Origin of the sequence: Anaeromyxobacter oryzae (assembly GCF_023169945.1) — a bacterium.
GTDB classification, from domain to species: domain Bacteria; phylum Myxococcota; class Myxococcia; order Myxococcales; family Anaeromyxobacteraceae; genus Anaeromyxobacter; species Anaeromyxobacter oryzae.
Genome location: NZ_AP025591.1, coordinates 5,012,679 through 5,029,983, shown reverse-complemented (window position 1 = coordinate 5,029,983; position 17,305 = coordinate 5,012,679). Strand labels below are relative to the sequence as shown.

The 17,305-nt window shown below is 72.0% G+C and carries 16 protein-coding genes; 10 read left to right on the top strand and 6 right to left on the bottom strand.

The genetic code is table 11. The annotated features are described in order from the left end of the window. Nucleotides 1–10: 10 nt before the first annotated feature. Nucleotides 11–289 (bottom strand): UBP-type zinc finger domain-containing protein, encoded by a 279-nt coding sequence (locus tag AMOR_RS21910; RefSeq protein WP_248354106.1) that lies wholly within the window; start codon nt 287–289, stop codon nt 11–13. 36 nt (nt 290–325) lie between these two features. Continuing rightward, the gene (treS, locus tag AMOR_RS21905; protein ID WP_248354104.1) at nt 326–1,984 is read right to left on the bottom strand and encodes a maltose alpha-D-glucosyltransferase; all 1,659 of its coding nucleotides are present in this window, start codon (nt 1,982–1,984) and stop codon (nt 326–328) included. A 192-nt stretch (nt 1,985–2,176) separates the two neighbouring features. On the opposite strand from treS, the gene AMOR_RS21900 reads away from it, so the two are divergent. From AMOR_RS21900 to AMOR_RS21875, 6 genes are all read left to right on the top strand, one after another. After that, a complete protein-coding gene (locus AMOR_RS21900; protein WP_248354102.1) occupies nt 2,177–2,716 on the top strand; it encodes a hypothetical protein in 540 nt (179 codons plus the stop codon). Between the two features lie 159 nt (nt 2,717–2,875). After that, entirely contained in the window at nt 2,876–3,295 is a 420-nt protein-coding gene (locus tag AMOR_RS21895; RefSeq protein ID WP_248354100.1) for a CBS domain-containing protein, read from the top strand. A gap of 106 nt (nt 3,296–3,401) precedes the next feature. Then, entirely contained in the window at nt 3,402–3,860 is a 459-nt protein-coding gene (locus AMOR_RS21890) for a DUF4395 family protein (protein WP_248354098.1), read from the top strand. 199 nt (nt 3,861–4,059) lie between these two features. Beyond that, on the top strand, nt 4,060–5,160 hold the full coding sequence (locus tag AMOR_RS21885; protein WP_248354096.1) for a Re/Si-specific NAD(P)(+) transhydrogenase subunit alpha: 1,101 nt from the start codon (nt 4,060–4,062) through the stop codon (nt 5,158–5,160). A 2-nt stretch (nt 5,161–5,162) separates the two neighbouring features. Beyond that, on the top strand, nt 5,163–5,468 hold the full coding sequence (locus AMOR_RS21880) for an NAD(P) transhydrogenase subunit alpha (protein ID WP_248354094.1): 306 nt from the start codon (nt 5,163–5,165) through the stop codon (nt 5,466–5,468). Continuing rightward, nucleotides 5,465–6,853 carry an NAD(P)(+) transhydrogenase (Re/Si-specific) subunit beta gene (locus AMOR_RS21875; RefSeq protein WP_248354092.1) on the top strand — a complete coding sequence of 463 codons (1,389 nt, stop codon included), beginning with the start codon at nt 5,465–5,467 and terminating at the stop codon, nt 6,851–6,853. Before AMOR_RS21880 ends, AMOR_RS21875 begins: the two co-directional genes overlap by 4 nt. Nucleotides 6,854–6,876: 23 nt before the next feature. Here AMOR_RS21875 and AMOR_RS21870 read toward each other — a convergent pair whose 3' ends face one another. After that, nucleotides 6,877–7,209, bottom strand: coding sequence for a YciI family protein (locus AMOR_RS21870; RefSeq protein ID WP_248354089.1), 333 nt, complete (start codon nt 7,207–7,209; stop codon nt 6,877–6,879). Between the two features lie 193 nt (nt 7,210–7,402). Between AMOR_RS21870 and AMOR_RS21865 the strand changes: the two genes are divergently transcribed. From AMOR_RS21865 to AMOR_RS21855, 3 genes are read left to right on the top strand one after another with little or no spacing between them, the layout of a single operon-like run. Then, nucleotides 7,403–7,999: a TetR/AcrR family transcriptional regulator gene (locus tag AMOR_RS21865; RefSeq protein WP_248354086.1), complete on the top strand. Its 597-nt coding sequence runs from the start codon at nt 7,403–7,405 to the stop codon at nt 7,997–7,999. 41 nt (nt 8,000–8,040) lie between these two features. Next, nucleotides 8,041–9,132 (top strand): efflux RND transporter periplasmic adaptor subunit, encoded by a 1,092-nt coding sequence (locus AMOR_RS21860; protein ID WP_248354084.1) that lies wholly within the window; start codon nt 8,041–8,043, stop codon nt 9,130–9,132. A gap of 35 nt (nt 9,133–9,167) precedes the next feature. Continuing rightward, nucleotides 9,168–12,275 carry an efflux RND transporter permease subunit gene (locus AMOR_RS21855; protein ID WP_248354081.1) on the top strand — a complete coding sequence of 1,036 codons (3,108 nt, stop codon included), beginning with the start codon at nt 9,168–9,170 and terminating at the stop codon, nt 12,273–12,275. 78 nt (nt 12,276–12,353) lie between these two features. Here AMOR_RS21855 and AMOR_RS21850 read toward each other — a convergent pair whose 3' ends face one another. The 3 genes from AMOR_RS21850 to AMOR_RS21840 all read right to left on the bottom strand — a co-directional run bounded on the left by AMOR_RS21850 (nt 12,354) and on the right by AMOR_RS21840 (nt 15,835). Beyond that, nucleotides 12,354–12,944 carry a hypothetical protein gene (locus AMOR_RS21850; protein ID WP_248354078.1) on the bottom strand — a complete coding sequence of 197 codons (591 nt, stop codon included), beginning with the start codon at nt 12,942–12,944 and terminating at the stop codon, nt 12,354–12,356. Nucleotides 12,945–13,074: 130 nt separating this feature from the next. Continuing rightward, entirely contained in the window at nt 13,075–14,715 is a 1,641-nt protein-coding gene (locus AMOR_RS21845) for an AMP-binding protein (RefSeq protein WP_248354075.1), read from the bottom strand. A gap of 148 nt (nt 14,716–14,863) precedes the next feature. Beyond that, nucleotides 14,864–15,835 carry a quinone oxidoreductase family protein gene (locus AMOR_RS21840; protein WP_248354073.1) on the bottom strand — a complete coding sequence of 324 codons (972 nt, stop codon included), beginning with the start codon at nt 15,833–15,835 and terminating at the stop codon, nt 14,864–14,866. Nucleotides 15,836–16,259: 424 nt separating this feature from the next. Here AMOR_RS21840 and AMOR_RS21835 point away from each other — a divergent pair, with 424 nt between their 5' ends. Next, a complete protein-coding gene (locus AMOR_RS21835) occupies nt 16,260–17,294 on the top strand; it encodes a hypothetical protein (RefSeq protein WP_248354071.1) in 1,035 nt (344 codons plus the stop codon). Nucleotides 17,295–17,305: the final 11 nt, after the last annotated feature.

Genomic DNA, 17,305 nt, shown 5'->3' with positions numbered 1-17,305 from the left:
GGCGCGTGCGTCATGGCTGCGCGCCGGGCTGCTCGGCGTCGAGGTAGTCGTCGTCCTCGTAGCACCACCGCCAGTCCTCGCCCGGCTCGAACGACTGGATGATCGGGTGTCCGGTCTTCTTCCAGTGCCCGCGCGCGTGCTTGTTCTTCGACGAGTCGCAGCAGGCGACGTGGCCGCAGACCAGGCACTCGCGGAGGTGGACCCAGCGGTCCCCCTTCGCGAGGCACTCCGTGCACCCCTCGGCATCCGGCGTGACGTCCCGGATCTCCCGCGCGTGCTCGCACGTCATCTCGTCGCTCCTTCTCCCCTCCGCGGGGCTCTGGCCTCAGGGCTTGCGCAGCTCGAACCAGTAGAAGCCGTACGGCCCGAGCGTGAGGAAGTAGGGCAGCTTCCCGATCCGCGGGAACTCGGTGTAGCCGAGGATCTCGATGGGCGAGTAGCCCTCGAACTGGGAGAGGTCGAGCTCGGCGGGCTGCGCGAAGCGCGAGACGTTCGCGACGCAGAGCAGGACGTCCTCGTCGAGGCGACGCACGTAGGCGAGCACCTTCCGGTTCGCGACCGGCAGGAACTCCATCGTGCCGCGGCCGAACGCCTTGAAGAGCTTGCGGAGTGCGATGGTGTTCCGCATCCAGTGGAGGAGCGACGAGGGGTCGCGCAGCTGCGCCTCGACGTTCACCGCCTGGTACCCGTAAACGGGGTCCGAGATCGGGGCCGCGTAGAGCCGCGCCGGATCCGCGCGCGAGAACCCGGCGTTCCGGTCCGGGCTCCACTGCATCGGCGTCCGGACGCCGTCCCGGTCCTTCAGGTAGATGTTGTCGCCCATCCCGATCTCGTCGCCGTAGTAGACGATGGGCGTCCCGGGGAACGAGAACAGCAGCGAGTTCAGCAGCTCCACCCGCCGGCGGCTGTTGTCCATGAGCGGCGCGAGGCGGCGGCGGATCCCGACGTTCAGCTTCATGCGCGGGTCCTGGCTGTAGGCCAGGTACATGTAGTCCCGCTCGTCGGCGGTCACCATCTCGAGCGTCAGCTCGTCGTGGTTGCGGAGGAAGAGCCCCCACTGGCAGGTGTCCGGGATCGGCGGCGTGCGCCGCATGATCTCGATGATGGGCTCCACGTCCTCGAGCCGCAGCGCCATGAAGATCCGCGGCATGAGCGGGAAGTGGAACGCCATGTGGCACTCGTCGCCGTCTCCGAAGTACGGCCGGACGTCGGCGGGCCACTGGTTCGCCTCGGCGAGGAGCATGCGCCCGGGGAAGTTCGCGTCGACGAACGCGCGGACCTTCCGGATGATCGCGTGGGTCCCGGGGAGGTTCTCGCAGCTCGTGCCGTCCGCCTCGACGAGGTACGGCACGGCGTCGAGCCGGAACCCGTCGACGCCCATCTCCGCCCAGAAGCGGAGGGCGTCGAGCACCTCGCGCAGCACCGCCGGGCTCTCGAAGTTGAGGTCCGGCTGGTGCGAGAAGAACCGGTGCCAGTAGTACTGCTTCGCCTCCGGATCCCACGTCCAGTTCGACTTCTCGGTGTCGGTGAAGATGATGCGCGCTTCCCTGTACTTCTGGTCGGTGTCGCTCCAGACGTAGAAGTCTCGCTCCGGCGTGCCGCGCGGCGCCCGGCGCGCCCGCTGGAACCAGGGGTGCTGGTCCGAGGTGTGGTTCACCACGAGCTCGATCACGACCTTGATGCTGCGCGCGTGCGCCGCCGCGACCAGCTCGCGGAAGTCCTCCACGGTCCCGTAGTCGGGGTGGATGCTCCGGTAGTCGGCGATGTCGTAGCCGTCGTCCTTGAGCGGCGACGGGAAGAGCGGCAGCAGCCACAGGCACGAGACGCCGAGCTCCTGCAGGTAATCCAGCTTCTCGACGAGGCCGCGAAGGTCGCCGATGCCGTCGCCGTTCGAGTCGCAGAACGACTTGACGTGCGTCTCGTAGATGACTGCGTCCTTGAACCAGAGCGGGTCGACGACCCGCCTGCGCGTCGGGATGGCCATTGGTGCGGGTCCGCTCCTCGCATGAGTTAAGACCGTCTTCGCGCGCGCGCCGGGGTGTGCGCGCGTCCCGGCAGGCGCGCCCCGCGCGGCCATGCGCCCGCCCGGAGGCCCCGGCGGCGGGCGTCCCGGAGCGGCCGCCGCGCGCGCGGGGCGTTCCGCGCGGCCATGCCGCATGGCCACGTTCTGCGCGCCTTGACGCGCGGCCGACTGGAACGGCGACTCCTCCTCGCGGCGCTCGCGACGCTCACCGTGGGCGTCACCGCCTGTGACCCGTGGCGGTGCGATTTCGACAGCCACGGTGCCTGCATCGAGTTCGAGACGAACCCGGCCGATCTCGCCGCTGCGCAGGCGCGCGTGGACCGCCTCCTCGACCTGGAGCTGCCGTACTGGAACCTTCACCGCCTGGGCGGCTGGCGCATCCAGTTCCGCGACACTCCCGAGTACGTCTGCTACCTGGCGACCCGCAACGAGGGCTGCACCGACTACGTCAACAAGACGATCTCCGTCCGCGTCCCGCCCGATTCCATGGGCTGCTTCGAGGCCGCGGAGCTGCTGCATGAGCTCGGTCACTACGCGCTCGGGGATCCCATGCACGCGAACCCGGCCTGGGCCGGGGTCGACGCCCAGTTCGCGGGCATCGTGTGGGACCGGCCGGACGCGCCGGCGAGCTGCGTGCGCCGGTACGGCGGGATTCGCCACGGGATGTGGCCCGTGAACATGGATGGCTTCTAGCGGGGGCCGTGGAGGGGGTGGCGGCGCCCCTCTCACGCCTTCGGCGGGGTCCAGGGTCCCTCCACCTGCTTCCCGCGCGCGGTATCCGAAAGGGCCGCTGCGCCAGCGAGCGCATGCCGCGCGACCCGTTAGTCAATGTTTCCTGACCAGGAGGATCGCATGGCGACCATCCGGAAGCACGTGACGCGGGACGTGGTGGCCCTCGAGGCGACGGCGCCGATCCGGGAAGCGGCGCGGCTCATGGCGGAGCAACGGATCGGCTCGATCGCGGTGAAGGAGGGCGGCAGGATCGTCGGGCTCGTCACGGAGCGCGATCTCGTGCTGACGGTGCTCGCGCGCGGCGGCGATGCCGCTCAGCCGATCCGCGAGGCGATGCGGGCCGGCCTCCCGCGCGTGCAGGCGACGGCGACCGAGGTGGAGACCGCGGCGCTCATGCGCGATCACACGACGCGCCACCTCCTCGTCGAGGAGGAGGGCCAGGTCGCCGGCGTCGTCTCGATGCGCGACATCATCCAGCTCATGCTGGACGAGAAGCAGTTCCTCATCGACCAGCTGCAGACGTACATCGACGGGCGCTGACGCGGAGCGGGCGGCGCACCCGCCCCCTCGCGGTCCAGGCCGGTCCGGCTCGACCGAGCCCGCGACGCGTCTGGCATAACGGACGGCGGTCCGTTATACCGCCGGGATGTCCGAACCGGTCTCGTCCCCCGTCGTCGATGCCCGCGCCGTCCGCCTTTCGCAGGGGCTCGTCGCGGCGCTCATCGGGGCCGCCGCCGCGCTCCGCGCGTCGCCGGTCCTCCTCGCTCCCGCCGCGCACCTCGCCGCGAGCGCGTTCCTCGGCCCGCGCGGCAACGTCGTCGCGCAGCTGTTCCGCCGGCTCGTACGACCGCACCTCACCGGCGACGCGCCGGAGGACGCGCGCCCGCCCCGCTTCGCCTCGACCATCGGCGCCGTCTTCCTGTTCGCGGCGCTCCTCGCGCACGCGGCTGGCCTCGCCGTCGTCGGCTGGGCCCTGGCGGGCGCCGTCGCCGGACTCGCGCTGCTCTCCGCCGCGACGGGGCTCTGCGTCGGCTGCCGGCTGTACTGGCTCGTCGCGCTCGTCCGGCGCGCTCGGGCGCCTCGGGCGGGCGTGCCGCGCGCCTGATCACGCGCACCTCCGGTGCGTGCTGGCGCGCCCGACGGCCCGGGCCCGTATCGCCGGGCGGGCGTTCCGTGACTACAACCTCGGGTGCGCGTCCGCGACGCTCGAGCCCGACGGCTGTGCGCGCGCGCACCCGCCCCGGGGAGGGCCTTCTCCCGCGAAGCACCCGGGGGTACCCCACGCGGCCGAGGGTCATCGAGCGATGCGCATCGCGGTACTGCGGGAGACGGTGGCTGGCGAGCGGCGGGTCGCGCTCGCGCCGGAGCACGTGACACGATTGGTGAAGGGGAAGCACGAGGTCCGCATCGCGCGCGGCGCGGGCGCGGCCGCCGGCTTCCCCGACGAGGCGTACGCCGCCGCGGGCGCGGCCGTCCGGGACGAGGCCGCCGCGCTCGACGGGGCGGAGGTCGCCGTCACCGTGCAGCGGCCCTCGGACGCCCAGGCCGACGCCCTTCCCCGCGGCGCGGTGCTGATCGCGCTCCTCTCCCCGTTCCAGAACCGGCCGCTGCTCGAGCGGCTCGCGGCGCGCGGCGTCGACGCGCTGGCGATGGAGCGCGTCCCCCGGATCACGCGCGCGCAGTCGATGGACGCGCTCTCCTCGCAGGCCACGCTCGCCGGCTACAAGGCGGTGCTCCTCGGGGCGGACGCCCTCCCGCGCATCCTGCCCATGATGACGACCGCGGCGGGCACGCTCGCCCCGGCCAAGGCATTCGTCGTCGGCGCGGGCGTCGCCGGGCTCCAGGCGATCGCCACCGCGCGCCGCCTCGGCGCGGTGGTCTCCGCTTTCGACGTGCGGCCCGTCGTGAAGGAGCAGGTCCAGTCGCTCGGCGCGAGCTTCGTGGAGGTGCCGGCCGTCGCGGCGGAGGGCGCCGGGGGCTACGCGAAGGAGCTCGGCGCCTCCGAGCAGGAGCGGGTCCTCGCGGCCATCGCCGGCCACGTGAGGGACATGGACCTCGTCGTCACGACGGCGCAGATCCCCGGGAAGCCCGCGCCGCGCCTCGTCACCGCGGAGATGGTCCGGTCGATGCGGCCGGGCTCGGTGATCGTGGATCTCGCCGCCGAGACCGGCGGCAACTGCGAGCTGACGAGGCCGGGCGAGACGGTGGTCGAGGCGGGGGTGTCGATCATCGGGGCGATGAACCTGCCGTCCACGGTGCCCCACCACGCGAGCCAGCTCTACGGCCGGAACGTCGCGACGCTGCTCCAGCACCTCGGCGGCAAGGAGGGGATCCTGAAGGTCGATCCCCAGGACGAGATCGCGGGCCCGATGCTCGTCGTGAAGGACGGAAAGGTGCTCCTCTAGCCATGCACGGCACGAGCCTCCTCGAGATCTACGTCTTCGTGCTGGCGGGGTTCGTCGGGTTCTTCACGATCACCCGGGTCCCCTCCCTGCTGCACACGCCGCTCATGTCGGCGACCAACGCGATCAGCGCCATCTCGCTCGTCGGCTCGCTCGTCCTCGCCGGCGCCGACCGCGGCTGGATCCCGACGCTGCTCGGGTTCGTCGCGGTGACCTCCGCCACCATCAACGTGGTCGGCGGCTTCATCATCACCGACCGGATGCTGAAGATGTTCCGGCGCGCGCCGCGGGCGGCCGGGGAGAAGAAGTGACCGCGCGCACCGTGCTCATCGAGGCGGCGTACCTGCTCGCCTCGATCCTGTTCATCCTCGGCCTCCGCAGCCTCACGATCCCGGACCGGGCCCGCCGCGGCATGCAGCTCGCGGCGCTCGGCATGCTCGTCGCGATCGTCGGCACGCTCCTGAACCACGAGATCGTGGACTACCGGTGGATCCTCGCCGGACTCGCCCTCGGCTCCGTCATCGGGTACCCGCTCGGCGTCTACGTGCCGATGACGGCGATGCCGCAGCGGATCGCCATCTCGCACATGTTCGGCGCGATCGCCGCGACGCTCGTCGGCGTGGCGGAGTTCTACTCGCTCGGGAACGGCGGCCAGGTCGGCCGCGCCCAGATGGCGGCGCTCGGGTTCGAGGTGCTCTTCGGCGCGCTCACCATCACCGGCAGCTTCATGGCGTTCGGCAAGCTGCAGGAGCTGCTGCCGTCGCGGCCCGTGACGTTCCCCGGCCAGAACGTCGTCTCGCTGGGGATGTTCGCGGCGGCGCTCGTCCTGTTCGTCCGACTCGTCGTCGATCCCGCGCACCCCGCCGCGTTCTACGCGATGGTCGCGCTCGCGCTGGCGTTCGGGGTGTCGCTCGTCCTGCCCATCGGCGGCGCCGACATGCCGGTCGTGATCTCGCTCCTCAACTCGTACGCGGGCCTCGCGTCGTCCGCGACGGGCTTCGCCATCGGGAACAACGTCCTCATCATCGCAGGCGCGCTGGACGGCGCCTCGGGCTTCATCCTCTCCATCATCATGAGCCGGGCGATGAACCGGTCCTTCTCGAACGTGCTGTTCGGCGCGTTCGGCGCCGCGCCCCAGGCCTCCGCGAAGACCTCGGAGGGGCTCACGGTCCACTCCATCACGCCCGAGGACGCCGCGATCCAGCTCGCCTTCGCGCGCCTCGTCATCGTCGTGCCCGGCTACGGGATGGCGGTCGCGCAGGCCCAGCACCAGGTCCGCGAGCTCGCGAACCTCATCGAGAAGAACGGCGGGACGGTGCTCTACGCGATCCACCCGGTCGCGGGCCGGATGCCCGGTCACATGAACGTGCTCCTCGCCGAGGCGGACATCCCGTACGATCGGCTGAAGGAGATGGACGACATCAACGACGAGTTCAAGAACGCCGACGTGGCGCTCGTCATCGGCGCGAACGACGTCGTGAACCCCGCGGCGCGCAACGACAAGGCCTCTCCCATCTACGGGATGCCGATCCTGAACGTGGACGAGGCGAAGCAGGTGATCGTCCTGAAGCGCTCGATGAACCCGGGGTTCGCCGGGATCGAGAACGAGCTCTTCTACGCCGACAACACGGCGATGCTGTTCGGCGACGCGAAGGCCTCGCTCGCGAAGCTCGTGCAGGAGATCAAGCAGGCGTAGGGGCGGCGCGCGCCGCGCGGCGCTCATCGCCCGACGTCCTCCCGGATCGGCCAGATCTCGATCGCGCCCCTCGCCACGGCGCAGGGCGTCCCCGAGACGAGCTCGATCACCTCGTCGAGATCGCGCGCCTCGATCACCGCGAACCCGGCGAGGGGGACCTTCGCCTTCGCGAACGGCCCGCTCGTCGTCGACGTCATGTGGTTCCAGGCCCGCACGGTCACCGCTTGGCCGACCGCCGCCACGAGGTTGCCGCGCCTCCGGATCACCTCGTCGTGCGCGAGGAGCTCGTCCTGCTCCCGCTTCGGGAGCGCGTTCCAGTCCTTCTCGTCACCGTACGCCAGGCACAGGAACCTCATCGTCACCTCCCGCCGCCGGGTCGCCCCCGGTCGTGTGCATCCGATGGATCTGTCGCCTCCGGGTCGGGCCCGCACGGGCGGGGCGCGGCGGCCGTGCGGGGGTCGCGAGGCGGTGCGGCGCCTTGCCGCACCACTTTCCGAATGGCCATTCGGTCCACTTGACGTGGCGGTCGGACCGGAGCAAAAACGTCCCGTGCCCCGCCGGACCGCCACCGCCGATCGCCGCGCCCGCGAGGTCGAGCGCACCCGCCAGGACATCATGGACGCGGCGGCGCGGGTGTTCGCCGCGAGCGGCTGGCGCGACGCGACGATGCAGGCGATCGCGCGCGAGGCGGGCTTCACGGCCGCCTCCCTCTACACGTACTTCAAGAGCAAGGACGAGATCTTCGAGGCGCTGCTCCAGGACCTCAACCGGACGCTCCTGGCATCCTTCGACACGCACGTGCCCGCCGGGCTCACGTTCGAGCAGCAGCTGGAGCTGCTGCTGCACCGGCAGCTCGCCCTCGTCGCCTCGCGGCGCGACGCGCTGCGGATGGCGTTCGACCACGCGCCGCGGCGCATGCTGCCGGAGTGCGGCCCGGCCGAGTACCTCCGGCGCCTCGCGGCGTTCCTCGGCGAGGCCGGGGGGCGGCAGCTCCGGTTCGCGCCCGCGGACGCGGCGCGCCTCCTCTTCGGCATGCTGCACGCGACCCTCCTGCCCTCGATGCTCGAGGGCGACGCGCCCGACCCGGCCCTCGAGGCGGCGCGGATCCTGGACGCGTTCCTCCACGGCGCCGCGCGCGCCGGCTGACGACCTTCCTCCTCACCCATCCGCCGAATGGAGATTCGGACATGAAGCCCACCCTCCCCCTCGCGGCCGCGCTCGCCGCCCTCTCCCTCGCCGGCTGCAGCAAGGCCGGCGGCGCCGCCCTCCCGGTGGCCGCTCCGGCCGACGCGGCCACCGTCGGCGTGAAGACGGTCCGCGCCCGGTCGGACGCGGGCGCCGTGGTCCGCGCCAACGGCGAGCTGCGCGCCCGCAACGAGGCGACGCTCTCCCCGGAGGTCTCCGGCCGGATCCTGCGCTTCCGCGCGGACGTCGGCGACCGCGTCCACAAGGGCGACGTCCTCGTCGAGCTCGACGACGCCCTCGCGCGCGCCCAGGTCCAGCAGGCGCGCGCGGCCCTCGCCGCCGCCGAGGCGGGCCTGCGCAACGCCACCTCCGAGCACCGCCGCGCGAAGGAGCTCGCGCAGGGCGACGCCGCCTCGCCGGCCATGCTCGAGCGCGCCGAGATCGGCGAGCAGGCCGCCGCGGCCGCGCGCGAGCAGGCCGCCGCCGCGGTGACGGCGGCGGAGACGCAGCTCGCGAAGCACGTCCTCCGGGCGCCGTTCGACGGCTTCGTCACGACGCGCACGAAGAGCGCCGGCGAGTACGTCGCGAACATGCCGCCCACCCCGGTCATCGCCCTCGTCGACGTCGGGTCGGTCGAGATCCGCGCCGCCGTCCCGGAGTCGCTGGTGGACCTGCTCGCGCCGGGCGCGACGCTCGCCGCCACCGTGAGCCCGTCGGGGAAGGTCTTCCAGGCCCGCGTCCGCGCCATCGGCGCCTCGGTCGAGCCGGGCACCCGCACCGTCGACGTCCGCGCCGACCCGGTGGGCCCGCTCTTCCGCGAGCTGCGGCCCGGCGCCATCGTCCAGGTGGCGCTCGGCGGGAAGGCGGCGGCGGCGGAGGGGCTCTTCCTCCCGGCGAGCGTCGTCCAGAAGGGCGGCGCCGGGCCATACGTGTGGACCGTCGTCGCCGAGCGGCTCGAGCGGCGCGAGGTGAAGGTCGAGCAGCTCGACCCCGGCACGGTCCGCGTCGTCTCCGGCGTCGGCCCCGCGGACGTGGTGGTGGCGGAGGCCGGCGCCGGCCTCGCCGACGGCGCGAAGGTCCGCGTCCTCCAGTAGTCCGCGAGCGCCGGCACAGATCGAGGGAGCCTCCCGTGAGCCCCATCCGCACGTTCATCCAGCGCCCCATCTTCACGAGCATGCTGCTGCTCGCGGTGGTGGTGTTCGGCCTCTTCTCCTACCCGCGCATCGGCGTCGACCAGATGCCGGACGTCGAGTTCCCGATCGTCACCGTCACGACGATCCTCCCGGGCGCCGATCCCGAGACCATCGAGAAGAACGTCTCCAAGCCGCTCGAGGAGGCGCTGAACACGCTCTCCGGCCTCGACACCCTCCGCTCGTCCAACTACGAGAGCGTCTCGCTCGTGGTGATCCGGTTCGACCTCGGCCGCGCCGTGGACGTCGCCGCCCAGGACGTCCGCGACAAGGTGCAGGCGACCCTCTCGAAGCTCCCGAAGGAGATCGAGACGCCCGTCGTGCAGAAGCTCGACCTCGGCGCGATGCCCATCGTGCAGCTCGCGTTCTCCGGCCCGGTGCCCATCGAGGAGCTGACGCGGCTCGCGGAGGACGAGCTCAAGCCCGGCCTCCAGCGGCTCCAGGGCGTCGGCTCGATCGACGTGGTCGGCGGGCGCAAGCGGGAGATCGGCGTCGTGGTGGACCCGGTGCGGCTGCGGTCGTACGGCCTCGCCGCGACCGACCTCTCCCAGGCGATCGCCGCCCAGAGCATCGCGATCCCCGGCGGCCGCACCCTCGAGCCCGGCCGGGAGCGGGTGGTGAAGCTCGAGACCGAGGCCCGCTCGGTGGACGAGCTCCGGAACCTCGTGGTCGCGAGCCCGGGCGGCAAGCCCATCCGCGTCCGCGACGTGGCGAGCGTGGTGGACGGCCCGGCGGAGGCGCGCTCCGGCGCGGCCCTGAACGGCAGCTCCGCCGTGGGCCTCGTCATCCGCAAGCAGTCCGGCGCCAACACCGTCGCCGTCGCGGAGCAGATCAAGGAGAACCTCGCCGAGCTCAAGAAGGACCTGCCGCCCGGCTCGAAGGTGGAGGTCGTCTCCGACAACTCGCGCTTCATCCGCTCGTCGATCGAGGGCGTCCAGCACGACCTCCTCCTCGGCGCGATCCTCGCAGTGCTCGTCGTGCTGATCTTCCTCCGCGACTGGCGCGCCACCATCGTCGCCGCGGTGGCCCTCCCGACGTCGGTCATCGGCACGTTCGCGGTGATGCACTTCGCGAACTTCACCTTCAACGTCGTCACGATGCTCGCCCTCACCCTGTCGATCGGCCTCCTCATCGACGACGCGATCGTCGTGATCGAGAACATCGTCCGGCACCTCGAGAAGGGCGAGGGGCCGCGCGCCGCGGCCCAGACCGGCACGACGCAGATCGCCCTGGCGGTGCTCGCGGTGACGCTGGCGGTGGTCGCGGTCTTCGTCCCGGTCGCCTTCATGAAGGGGATGGTCGGCCGCTTCTTCTTCCAGTTCGGCGTCACCGTCGCCGTGGCCGTCGCGATCTCCTACTTCGTGTCGATGACGCTCACGCCGATGTTCTCCGCGCGCGTCCTCGCGCGGCACGGCGATCACCTCGGCGGCGCCGGGCGCACCCTCGAGCGCGGGTTCCTGGCGATCGAGCGCGCCTACCGGCGCGCCCTCCACTGGGCCCTCGACCACCGCGGGGCGACCGTCGCGATCGCGGTCGCGGTGCTCGTCGTGACGGTCGGGCTCGGCAAGTTCCTCCAGTTCACCTTCATGCCCGCGCAGGACATGAGCGCGCTCGAGGTCACGCTGGAGTTGCCCGTCGGCGCGCCCCTCGCCGACACCGAGCGGCAGGCGGCGGCGATCTCGGCGCAGATCGAGAAGCTCCCCGGCGTCGTGAACGTCTTCGCGCTCGTCGGCGGCGGCGTGGACGAGGCCGTGAACAAGGCGTCGCTCACCGTGAACCTCGTCCCGATCAAGGACCGCCGGTTCAAGCAGGAGGAGCTGAAGCGCTGGCTCCGCGCGAACCTCGCCGCCCCGCCCGGCGCCCTGCTGACGGTCGCCGACAAGCAGATGATGGCCGGCGCCGGCTCCCGCCCGCAGGCGGTCCAGTTCAACCTCCGCAGCGACGACTGGGACGCGCTGCTCGCCGCCGTCGAGAAGGTGAAGGCCGCGATGCAGGCGAACCCCGGCCTCGCGGACGTGGACACGACCTACCGGTCGGGCCGGCCGCTCCTCTCGGTGCAGGTGGACCGCGACCGGGCCGCCGCGGTCGGGCTCCCCGCCGCGGCGGTGGGCCAGACGCTGCGCGCCTTCCTCGGCCAGGACGCGTTCGCGACCTACCGCGAGAAGGGCGACCAGTTCGACGTGAAGCTCCAGCTCCCGCCCGAGGTCCGCGCCGACCCCGACGCCATCGGCGCGCTCACCCTGCGGACCCCGAAGGGCGAGCTCGTCGAGGTGCGCAGCATCGCCCGGCTCGCGCCGGGCGAGGGGCCGTCGCAGATCGAGCGGCAGTCGCTGAAGCGGCAGGTCACCCTGCTCGCCGACCTGAAGAGCTACTCGCTCGGCGAGGCGATGGCGTTCCTCGAGGGCGTCACGAAGGACCTCCCCCGGACGGTCCAGCACGACTTCGAGGGCCAGGGCAAGGAGCTCGCGAACACCGCCCGCGAGTTCCTCATGGCGCTCGTCCTCGGGATCATCCTCGTCTACATGATCCTCGCCGCGCAGTTCGAGAGCCTCCTCGACCCGGTGACGATCATGCTGTCCCTGCCGCTCGCGGTGATCGGGGCGATCGGCGCGCTCCTCCTCGTCCACGAGTACATGTCGATGCTCGCGATGATCGGCATGATCATGCTCGCCGGCCTCGTCACAAAGAACGGCATCCTCATCGTGGAGTTCACGAACCAGCTCCGCGAGGAGGGCCGCTCGACGCGGGACGCGCTGCTCGAGGCCGGCCCGCTCCGGCTCCGGCCGATCCTCATGACCAGCGTCGCCATGATCGCCGGCATGATCCCGGTCGCGTTCGCGCGCGGTGACGGCGCGGAGACCCGCACCGGCATGGCCTGGGCGATCATCGGCGGCCTCGCGGCCTCGACGGTGCTGACGCTGGTGGTGGTCCCGGTGGTCTACTCGCTGCTCGACGGGCTCCGGCGCCGGCACGCCGGCCGCCACGAGGCGCACGCCGTCCCTGCGCCCGAGCAGGCGAAGCCGGACGCCGACCGCGACGCCGCGTAGCGGCGTCCGCCCTGGAAGCGCGAGGCTCCCACGCGGGTCCGCCGCGTGGGAGCCTCGTCGTGTCCGGCCCGCCGGGCCCTACTTGTTCGACGGGGTCGTGCTGCCGGGCGTGGTGCTCGGCGTCGTGGACGTGCTGTCCTTCTCGCCCTTCATCTTCTCCGCCTTGATCTCGATGGCGGTGGGCTTGTCGCCCTTCAGGTTGAAGGACGCCTTCACGTCCTGGCCGGGCTTCAGCTCGGACAGGTGCGCCTGCTTCCCGTCCACCTCGACCTTCGTCGTGTGGTCGACGTGCAGCGTCGCGGCCGGCGCGTCCTTGCGCGCGACGGTGAGCCGGCTCGACGACACCTTGGACACCTTCCCGTCGATGTCGAACGAGTCCTTCTTCATCTCGGCGGCCTGGCCGGACTGGGCCATCTGGTCCTTGGACTCCGCCGTCTTCCCGGACTCCTGGGCGGTCGTCTGCATCCGGTCGCCGGCCTCGTTCGCCTTCTGATCCGCCTTGGCCGCCTGATCCTTCGACCAGTCCTTCGCCTCGTTCGCGCCCTGCTTGGTGTCGCGCGCGGCGGCCTGGCCGGCCTCCTTCGTCTCCTGCTGCGTGCTGCCGAGCTGGTCGTCCGCGTACGCGGCGCCGGCCACGAGCAGCGCAGCCATCACTGCGAGCTTGCGCATGCTTGGTCTCCCCTCTTGTCGGGCGTTCGCCCCACGCGGAAAGCTACGCACCGCGCAGGCGGGAGCCCACGCGGCGTGCGCTCGGACGGGGGAGGCGCGGGCGGGGAAGCGCGCGGAGAGGGGGCGGGCCTCAGGCGGTCTCGATCGAAGCCGCCTTCTGCAGCCCGAGCTCCTGGATCGCCAGCTCGCGCATCTTGAACTTCTGGACCTTCCCCGAGACGGTCATCGGGAAACCGTCGACGAACTTGTAGTACCGGGGGATCTTGTAGGTCGCGATCTTGCCCTTGCAGTAGGCGCGGATCTCGTCGCCGGTGAGCGTGACGCCGGGGCGGAGCTTCACCCACGCCATCAGCTCCTCGCCGTACTTCACGTCGGGCACGCCGATGACCTGCACGTCCGAGACGCCGGGCATCGTGTAGAGGAACTCCTCCACCTCGCGGGGGAAGATGTTCTCGCCGCCGCGAAGGACCATGTCCTTGATGCGGCCGACGATCTTCACGTAACCCAGGTCGTCCATCGTCGCGAGATCGCCGGTGTGCATCCAGCGCCCGTCGTCGATCGCCTCCCGCGTCGCGTGGGGATCGTTCCAGTAGCCGAGCATGACGGAGTACCCGCGGGTGCAGAGCTCGCCTGGCATGCCGCGTGGCACGATGCGACCGGTGGTCGGATCGACGATCTTGATCTCGACGTGCGGGTGGACCTGCCCGACGGTCGCGACGCGCTTCTCGAGCGGATCGTCCGTCTTCGACTGCGTGGAAACCGGCGAGGTCTCGGTCATGCCGTAGCAGATCGTCACCTCCGGCATGTGCATGTCCTTCTGGACCTTCTTCATCACCTCCACCGGGCACGGCGAGCCGGCCATGATCCCGGTGCGCAGGGTCGAGTAGTCGAACTTCGCGAAGTCGGGGTGGTCGAGCTCGGCGATGAACATCGTCGGGACGCCGTACAGCGACGTGCACCGCTCCTCCTGCACGGTCCGCATGACGGCGACCGGGTCGAAGGTCTCGGCGGGGATGATCATCGCGGCGCCGTGGGTCGTGCAGGCGAGGTTCGCGAGGACCATGCCGAAGCAGTGGTAGAAGGGCACCGGGATGCAGACGCGGTCCTGCTCGGAGTACCGCAGGAACTCCCCGATGAAGAACCCGTTGTTGAGGATGTTGTGGTGCGAGAGCGTCGCGCCCTTCGGGAAGCCGGTCGTGCCGCTCGTGTACTGGATGTTGATCGGATCGTCGAACTGCAGCTCGCGCTCGCGCGCCGAGAGCTCCTCGTCGGAGAGCCGCTTCGCGTCGTCCCGGAGGTCCGGCCACTCGTCGTCGATGACGATGCTCTGGCGGAGCGCCGGGCAGCGGAGGCGGACCTCCTTCAGCATCGCGACGTAGTCCGCCTGCCGGAAGCCCTTCGCGAGGACGAGCGTCGACACCCCGGAGTGCTTGAGGGCGTACTCGAGCTCGTGGACGCGGTACGCAGGGTTGATGTTGACGAGGATCGCCCCCATGCGCGCCGTCGCGTACTGGAGGATGACCCACTCGTAGCGGTTCGGGGACCAGACGCCGACGCGATCGCCCTTCTTCACACCGCGGACGAGGAGGGCGCGCGCGATGGCCGACGTCTCGTCCCAGAACTGTCGGTACGTCGCGCGGTAGCCCTGGTGCACGGAGACGAGCGCCTCCCGGTCCGGGAAGCGCTGCACGATGCGGCGGAGGTTCTCGCCGATGGTGTCGCCGAGCAGGGGGGTCGCGGAGGGGCCGCTGACGTAGGAGGGGACGGTCAAAGGTGTGCTCCTCGAGGCGCGAGCCTCGGCGCCGTTTTTCGAGGGCGGAATGGTAGACGAGCAGCGGCCCTCGAAGGAAGGGCCACGCGCACTCCGCGTGCCGCCGGCGGCGAACGCCCGCGCCGGCTCGCCGGCGCGACGCCGTGCGTCAGGGCAGCAGGATCACGGATCCGGTGGTGGCCCGCGCCTCGAGCGCCTCCTGCGCCTTCGCCGCCTCGGCGAGCGGCCACGTCCCGCCGATCTCGATCCGCACCTTGCCGGCGCGGACGAGATCGAACAGCTCGGCGGCGCCGCGCTCGAGGTCCTCGCGTCTCGCGACGTAGTGGTAGACGCTCGGACGCGTGAGGAACAGCGAGCCCTTCCGACCGAGCAGCGCCGGCTCGATGGGCGGCACGGGCCCGGACGCGTTCCCGAAGCTCACGAGCATGCCGAGCGGGCGGAGCGCGTCGAGGGAGGCGTCGAACGTCGCCTTCCCGACCGCGTCGTAGACCACGGGAACGCCCTCCCCGTTCGTCAGCTCCTTCACGCGCTTCACCACGTCCTCGCGCGAGTAGACGATCACGTGATCGCAGCCGGCGGCCCGGGCGCGGGCGGCCTTCTCGTCGGAGCCGACCGTCCCGATCACCGTCGCGCCGAGCGCCTTCAGCCACTGCACCGCGATGAGCCCCACCCCGCCCGCCGCCGCGTGCCACAGCACGACGTCGCCGCGCTTCACGGCATACGTCCGGCGCACCAGCGCCTGGACGGTGAGTCCGCGCAGGAGCATCCCCGCCGCGGTCCGGTCCGGGATGTCGTCCGGGAGCTTGACGAGCCGGTCCGCGGGCACGTTGCGGACCTCGGCGTACGAGCCCGGCCCGGCCATGTACGCCACGCGATCGCCGGGCTTCACGCCGCCGACGCCGGGACCGACCGCCTCCACGCGCCCCGCCCCCTCGACGCCGAGGCCGCTCGGGAGCGGCAGCGGGTACAGCCCGGTGCGGTGGTAGATGTCGACGAAGTTCACGCCGACCGCCGCGTGGCGGACGCGCGCCTCGCCGGGGCCGGGATCGGCGACGGGCAGGTCCTCGAGGCGCAGGACCTCGGGGCCGCCGACGGTGTGGATGCGGATCGCCTTGGGCATCTGCGCCTCCTAACCAGCCGGGCGGCGGTGCGCACGTTCCGTCACCACCACGTCCGGGATGCAGGCGGGGGAGCAGGCGGTACGAGCGTCCGGTGCCGAGAGTACCGCCGTGCGCGCCCCGCTGGTCGTCCTCCTGACGCTGGCCCTCGCATGTGGAGGGGGGAATCCCAGCCCGCCCCCATCACCGCCTCCATCGGAGCCGGCACCGCAGCCGACGCCCTCCCCGACCCCGCCGGAGCCGCCCCCATCCAATCCGACGAACCCATCCAATCCGACCACTCCGTCGAACCCGGCGCCGTCGCCGTCCCCTTCGCCCTCCCCCTCGCCGACGCCGACGCCGCCCCCCGCCCCGCTGGTCACCTTCGAGCGCCTCGACGGCAACCCGGAGTGCGACGGCCTGGTCCCGGATCGCGCTCCGGCGCCGGTGACGATCACGCGCACGCCGCCCCCGGGCTACACCTGCGCCGGCGGGACCTCCGACGGGACGGGCCACGTCGCCGTCGCCGCGCTCATCGCGGGCGCGCCGGCGAGCTGGCAGGTCTACGCCGCGGACGGGAAGGCCCGGAAGGCGTTCGACGCCTGGCCCGTGATGCCGGAACCGGAGGGCTGGCAAGGGCTGGTGGTGAAGCCCTCCACCGGCGCGAACGGCGGGAACCTGGTGCAGCACGCGGCGTTCGCGGCCGACGGGAGCGCCGGCGCCTCCACCGTCGTCTCCTGGGATCCGACCCTCGTCGGGACGACCCTCTGGAACGCGTCGCCGGATCCGCTGGGCGGCTGCCTCGTCGTGGTCGCCGGGATCGACCTCTTCCACAACCACTGGAGCGGCCTGAGAGCGCAGCGGTTCGATGCGTCCGGCGCGCCGCGCTGGTCCACGGCGGGCATGTTCGGGGCGCGGAGCGACCGGATCCTGTTCCTCGGGGGCGGCGTGTCGCGCGCGGGCGAGTCGCTCGCGATCTGGCAGCACTCCGCGTGGCTCGACGTCTCGTGGTTCGACGCGAGCGGGACCTCGCTCGGCGAGAGCGACTTCACGGAGCGCTCCGACGCGGTGCTCGGCTCGAACGCGCTCCAGCACGACATCGACCTCGTCCCGCTCCTCGACGGCGGTCTCGCCGTGCACGCCGACGGCGCGTTCCGGAGCGTCTACGCCCACCTCGCGACGGCGAGCGCACCGCTCCCGTCGTGGCTGGCCGACCACGCGACGTGGACCTACCGCTTCACGCGCGGCAACGCGGGCTACGCCCTCTTCCCGCCGCCCGGCCAGGACTCGGCCGACTGCTCGCAGGCGATCGAGCTGTACGCGCCCTCGGGCCGCCGCTGCGGCCGCGTGGCGCTGCACGGCGACGGGAGGAGCTGCTCGACCGGCAGCGTCGATCAGGGCTGGGACGGCACCGTCGTGCAGCAGGAGGCGGCCGGCGCTTGCACGTACCGGTTCTGGCCGGGACTCCTCGCGAAGCCCTGACGCGGGCCCCG

Bases quoted from the DNA above. Each gene is read 5' to 3' on its own strand.
- AMOR_RS21910 (WP_248354106.1), bottom strand. From the start codon at position 289: ATGACGTGCGAGCACGCGCGGGAGATCCGGGACGTCACGCCGGATGCC.
- treS (WP_248354104.1), bottom strand. From the start codon at position 1,984: ATGGCCATCCCGACGCGCAGGCGGGTCGTCGACCCGCTCTGGTTCAAG.
- AMOR_RS21895 (WP_248354100.1), top strand. From the start codon at position 2,876: ATGGCGACCATCCGGAAGCACGTGACGCGGGACGTGGTGGCCCTCGAG.
- AMOR_RS21890 (WP_248354098.1), top strand. From the start codon at position 3,402: ATGTCCGAACCGGTCTCGTCCCCCGTCGTCGATGCCCGCGCCGTCCGC.
- AMOR_RS21885 (WP_248354096.1), top strand. From the start codon at position 4,060: ATGCGCATCGCGGTACTGCGGGAGACGGTGGCTGGCGAGCGGCGGGTC.
- AMOR_RS21880 (WP_248354094.1), top strand. From the start codon at position 5,163: ATGCACGGCACGAGCCTCCTCGAGATCTACGTCTTCGTGCTGGCGGGG.
- AMOR_RS21870 (WP_248354089.1), bottom strand. From the start codon at position 7,209: ATGAGGTTCCTGTGCCTGGCGTACGGTGACGAGAAGGACTGGAACGCG.
- AMOR_RS21860 (WP_248354084.1), top strand. From the start codon at position 8,041: ATGAAGCCCACCCTCCCCCTCGCGGCCGCGCTCGCCGCCCTCTCCCTC.
- AMOR_RS21850 (WP_248354078.1), bottom strand. From the start codon at position 12,944: ATGCGCAAGCTCGCAGTGATGGCTGCGCTGCTCGTGGCCGGCGCCGCG.
- AMOR_RS21840 (WP_248354073.1), bottom strand. From the start codon at position 15,835: ATGCCCAAGGCGATCCGCATCCACACCGTCGGCGGCCCCGAGGTCCTG.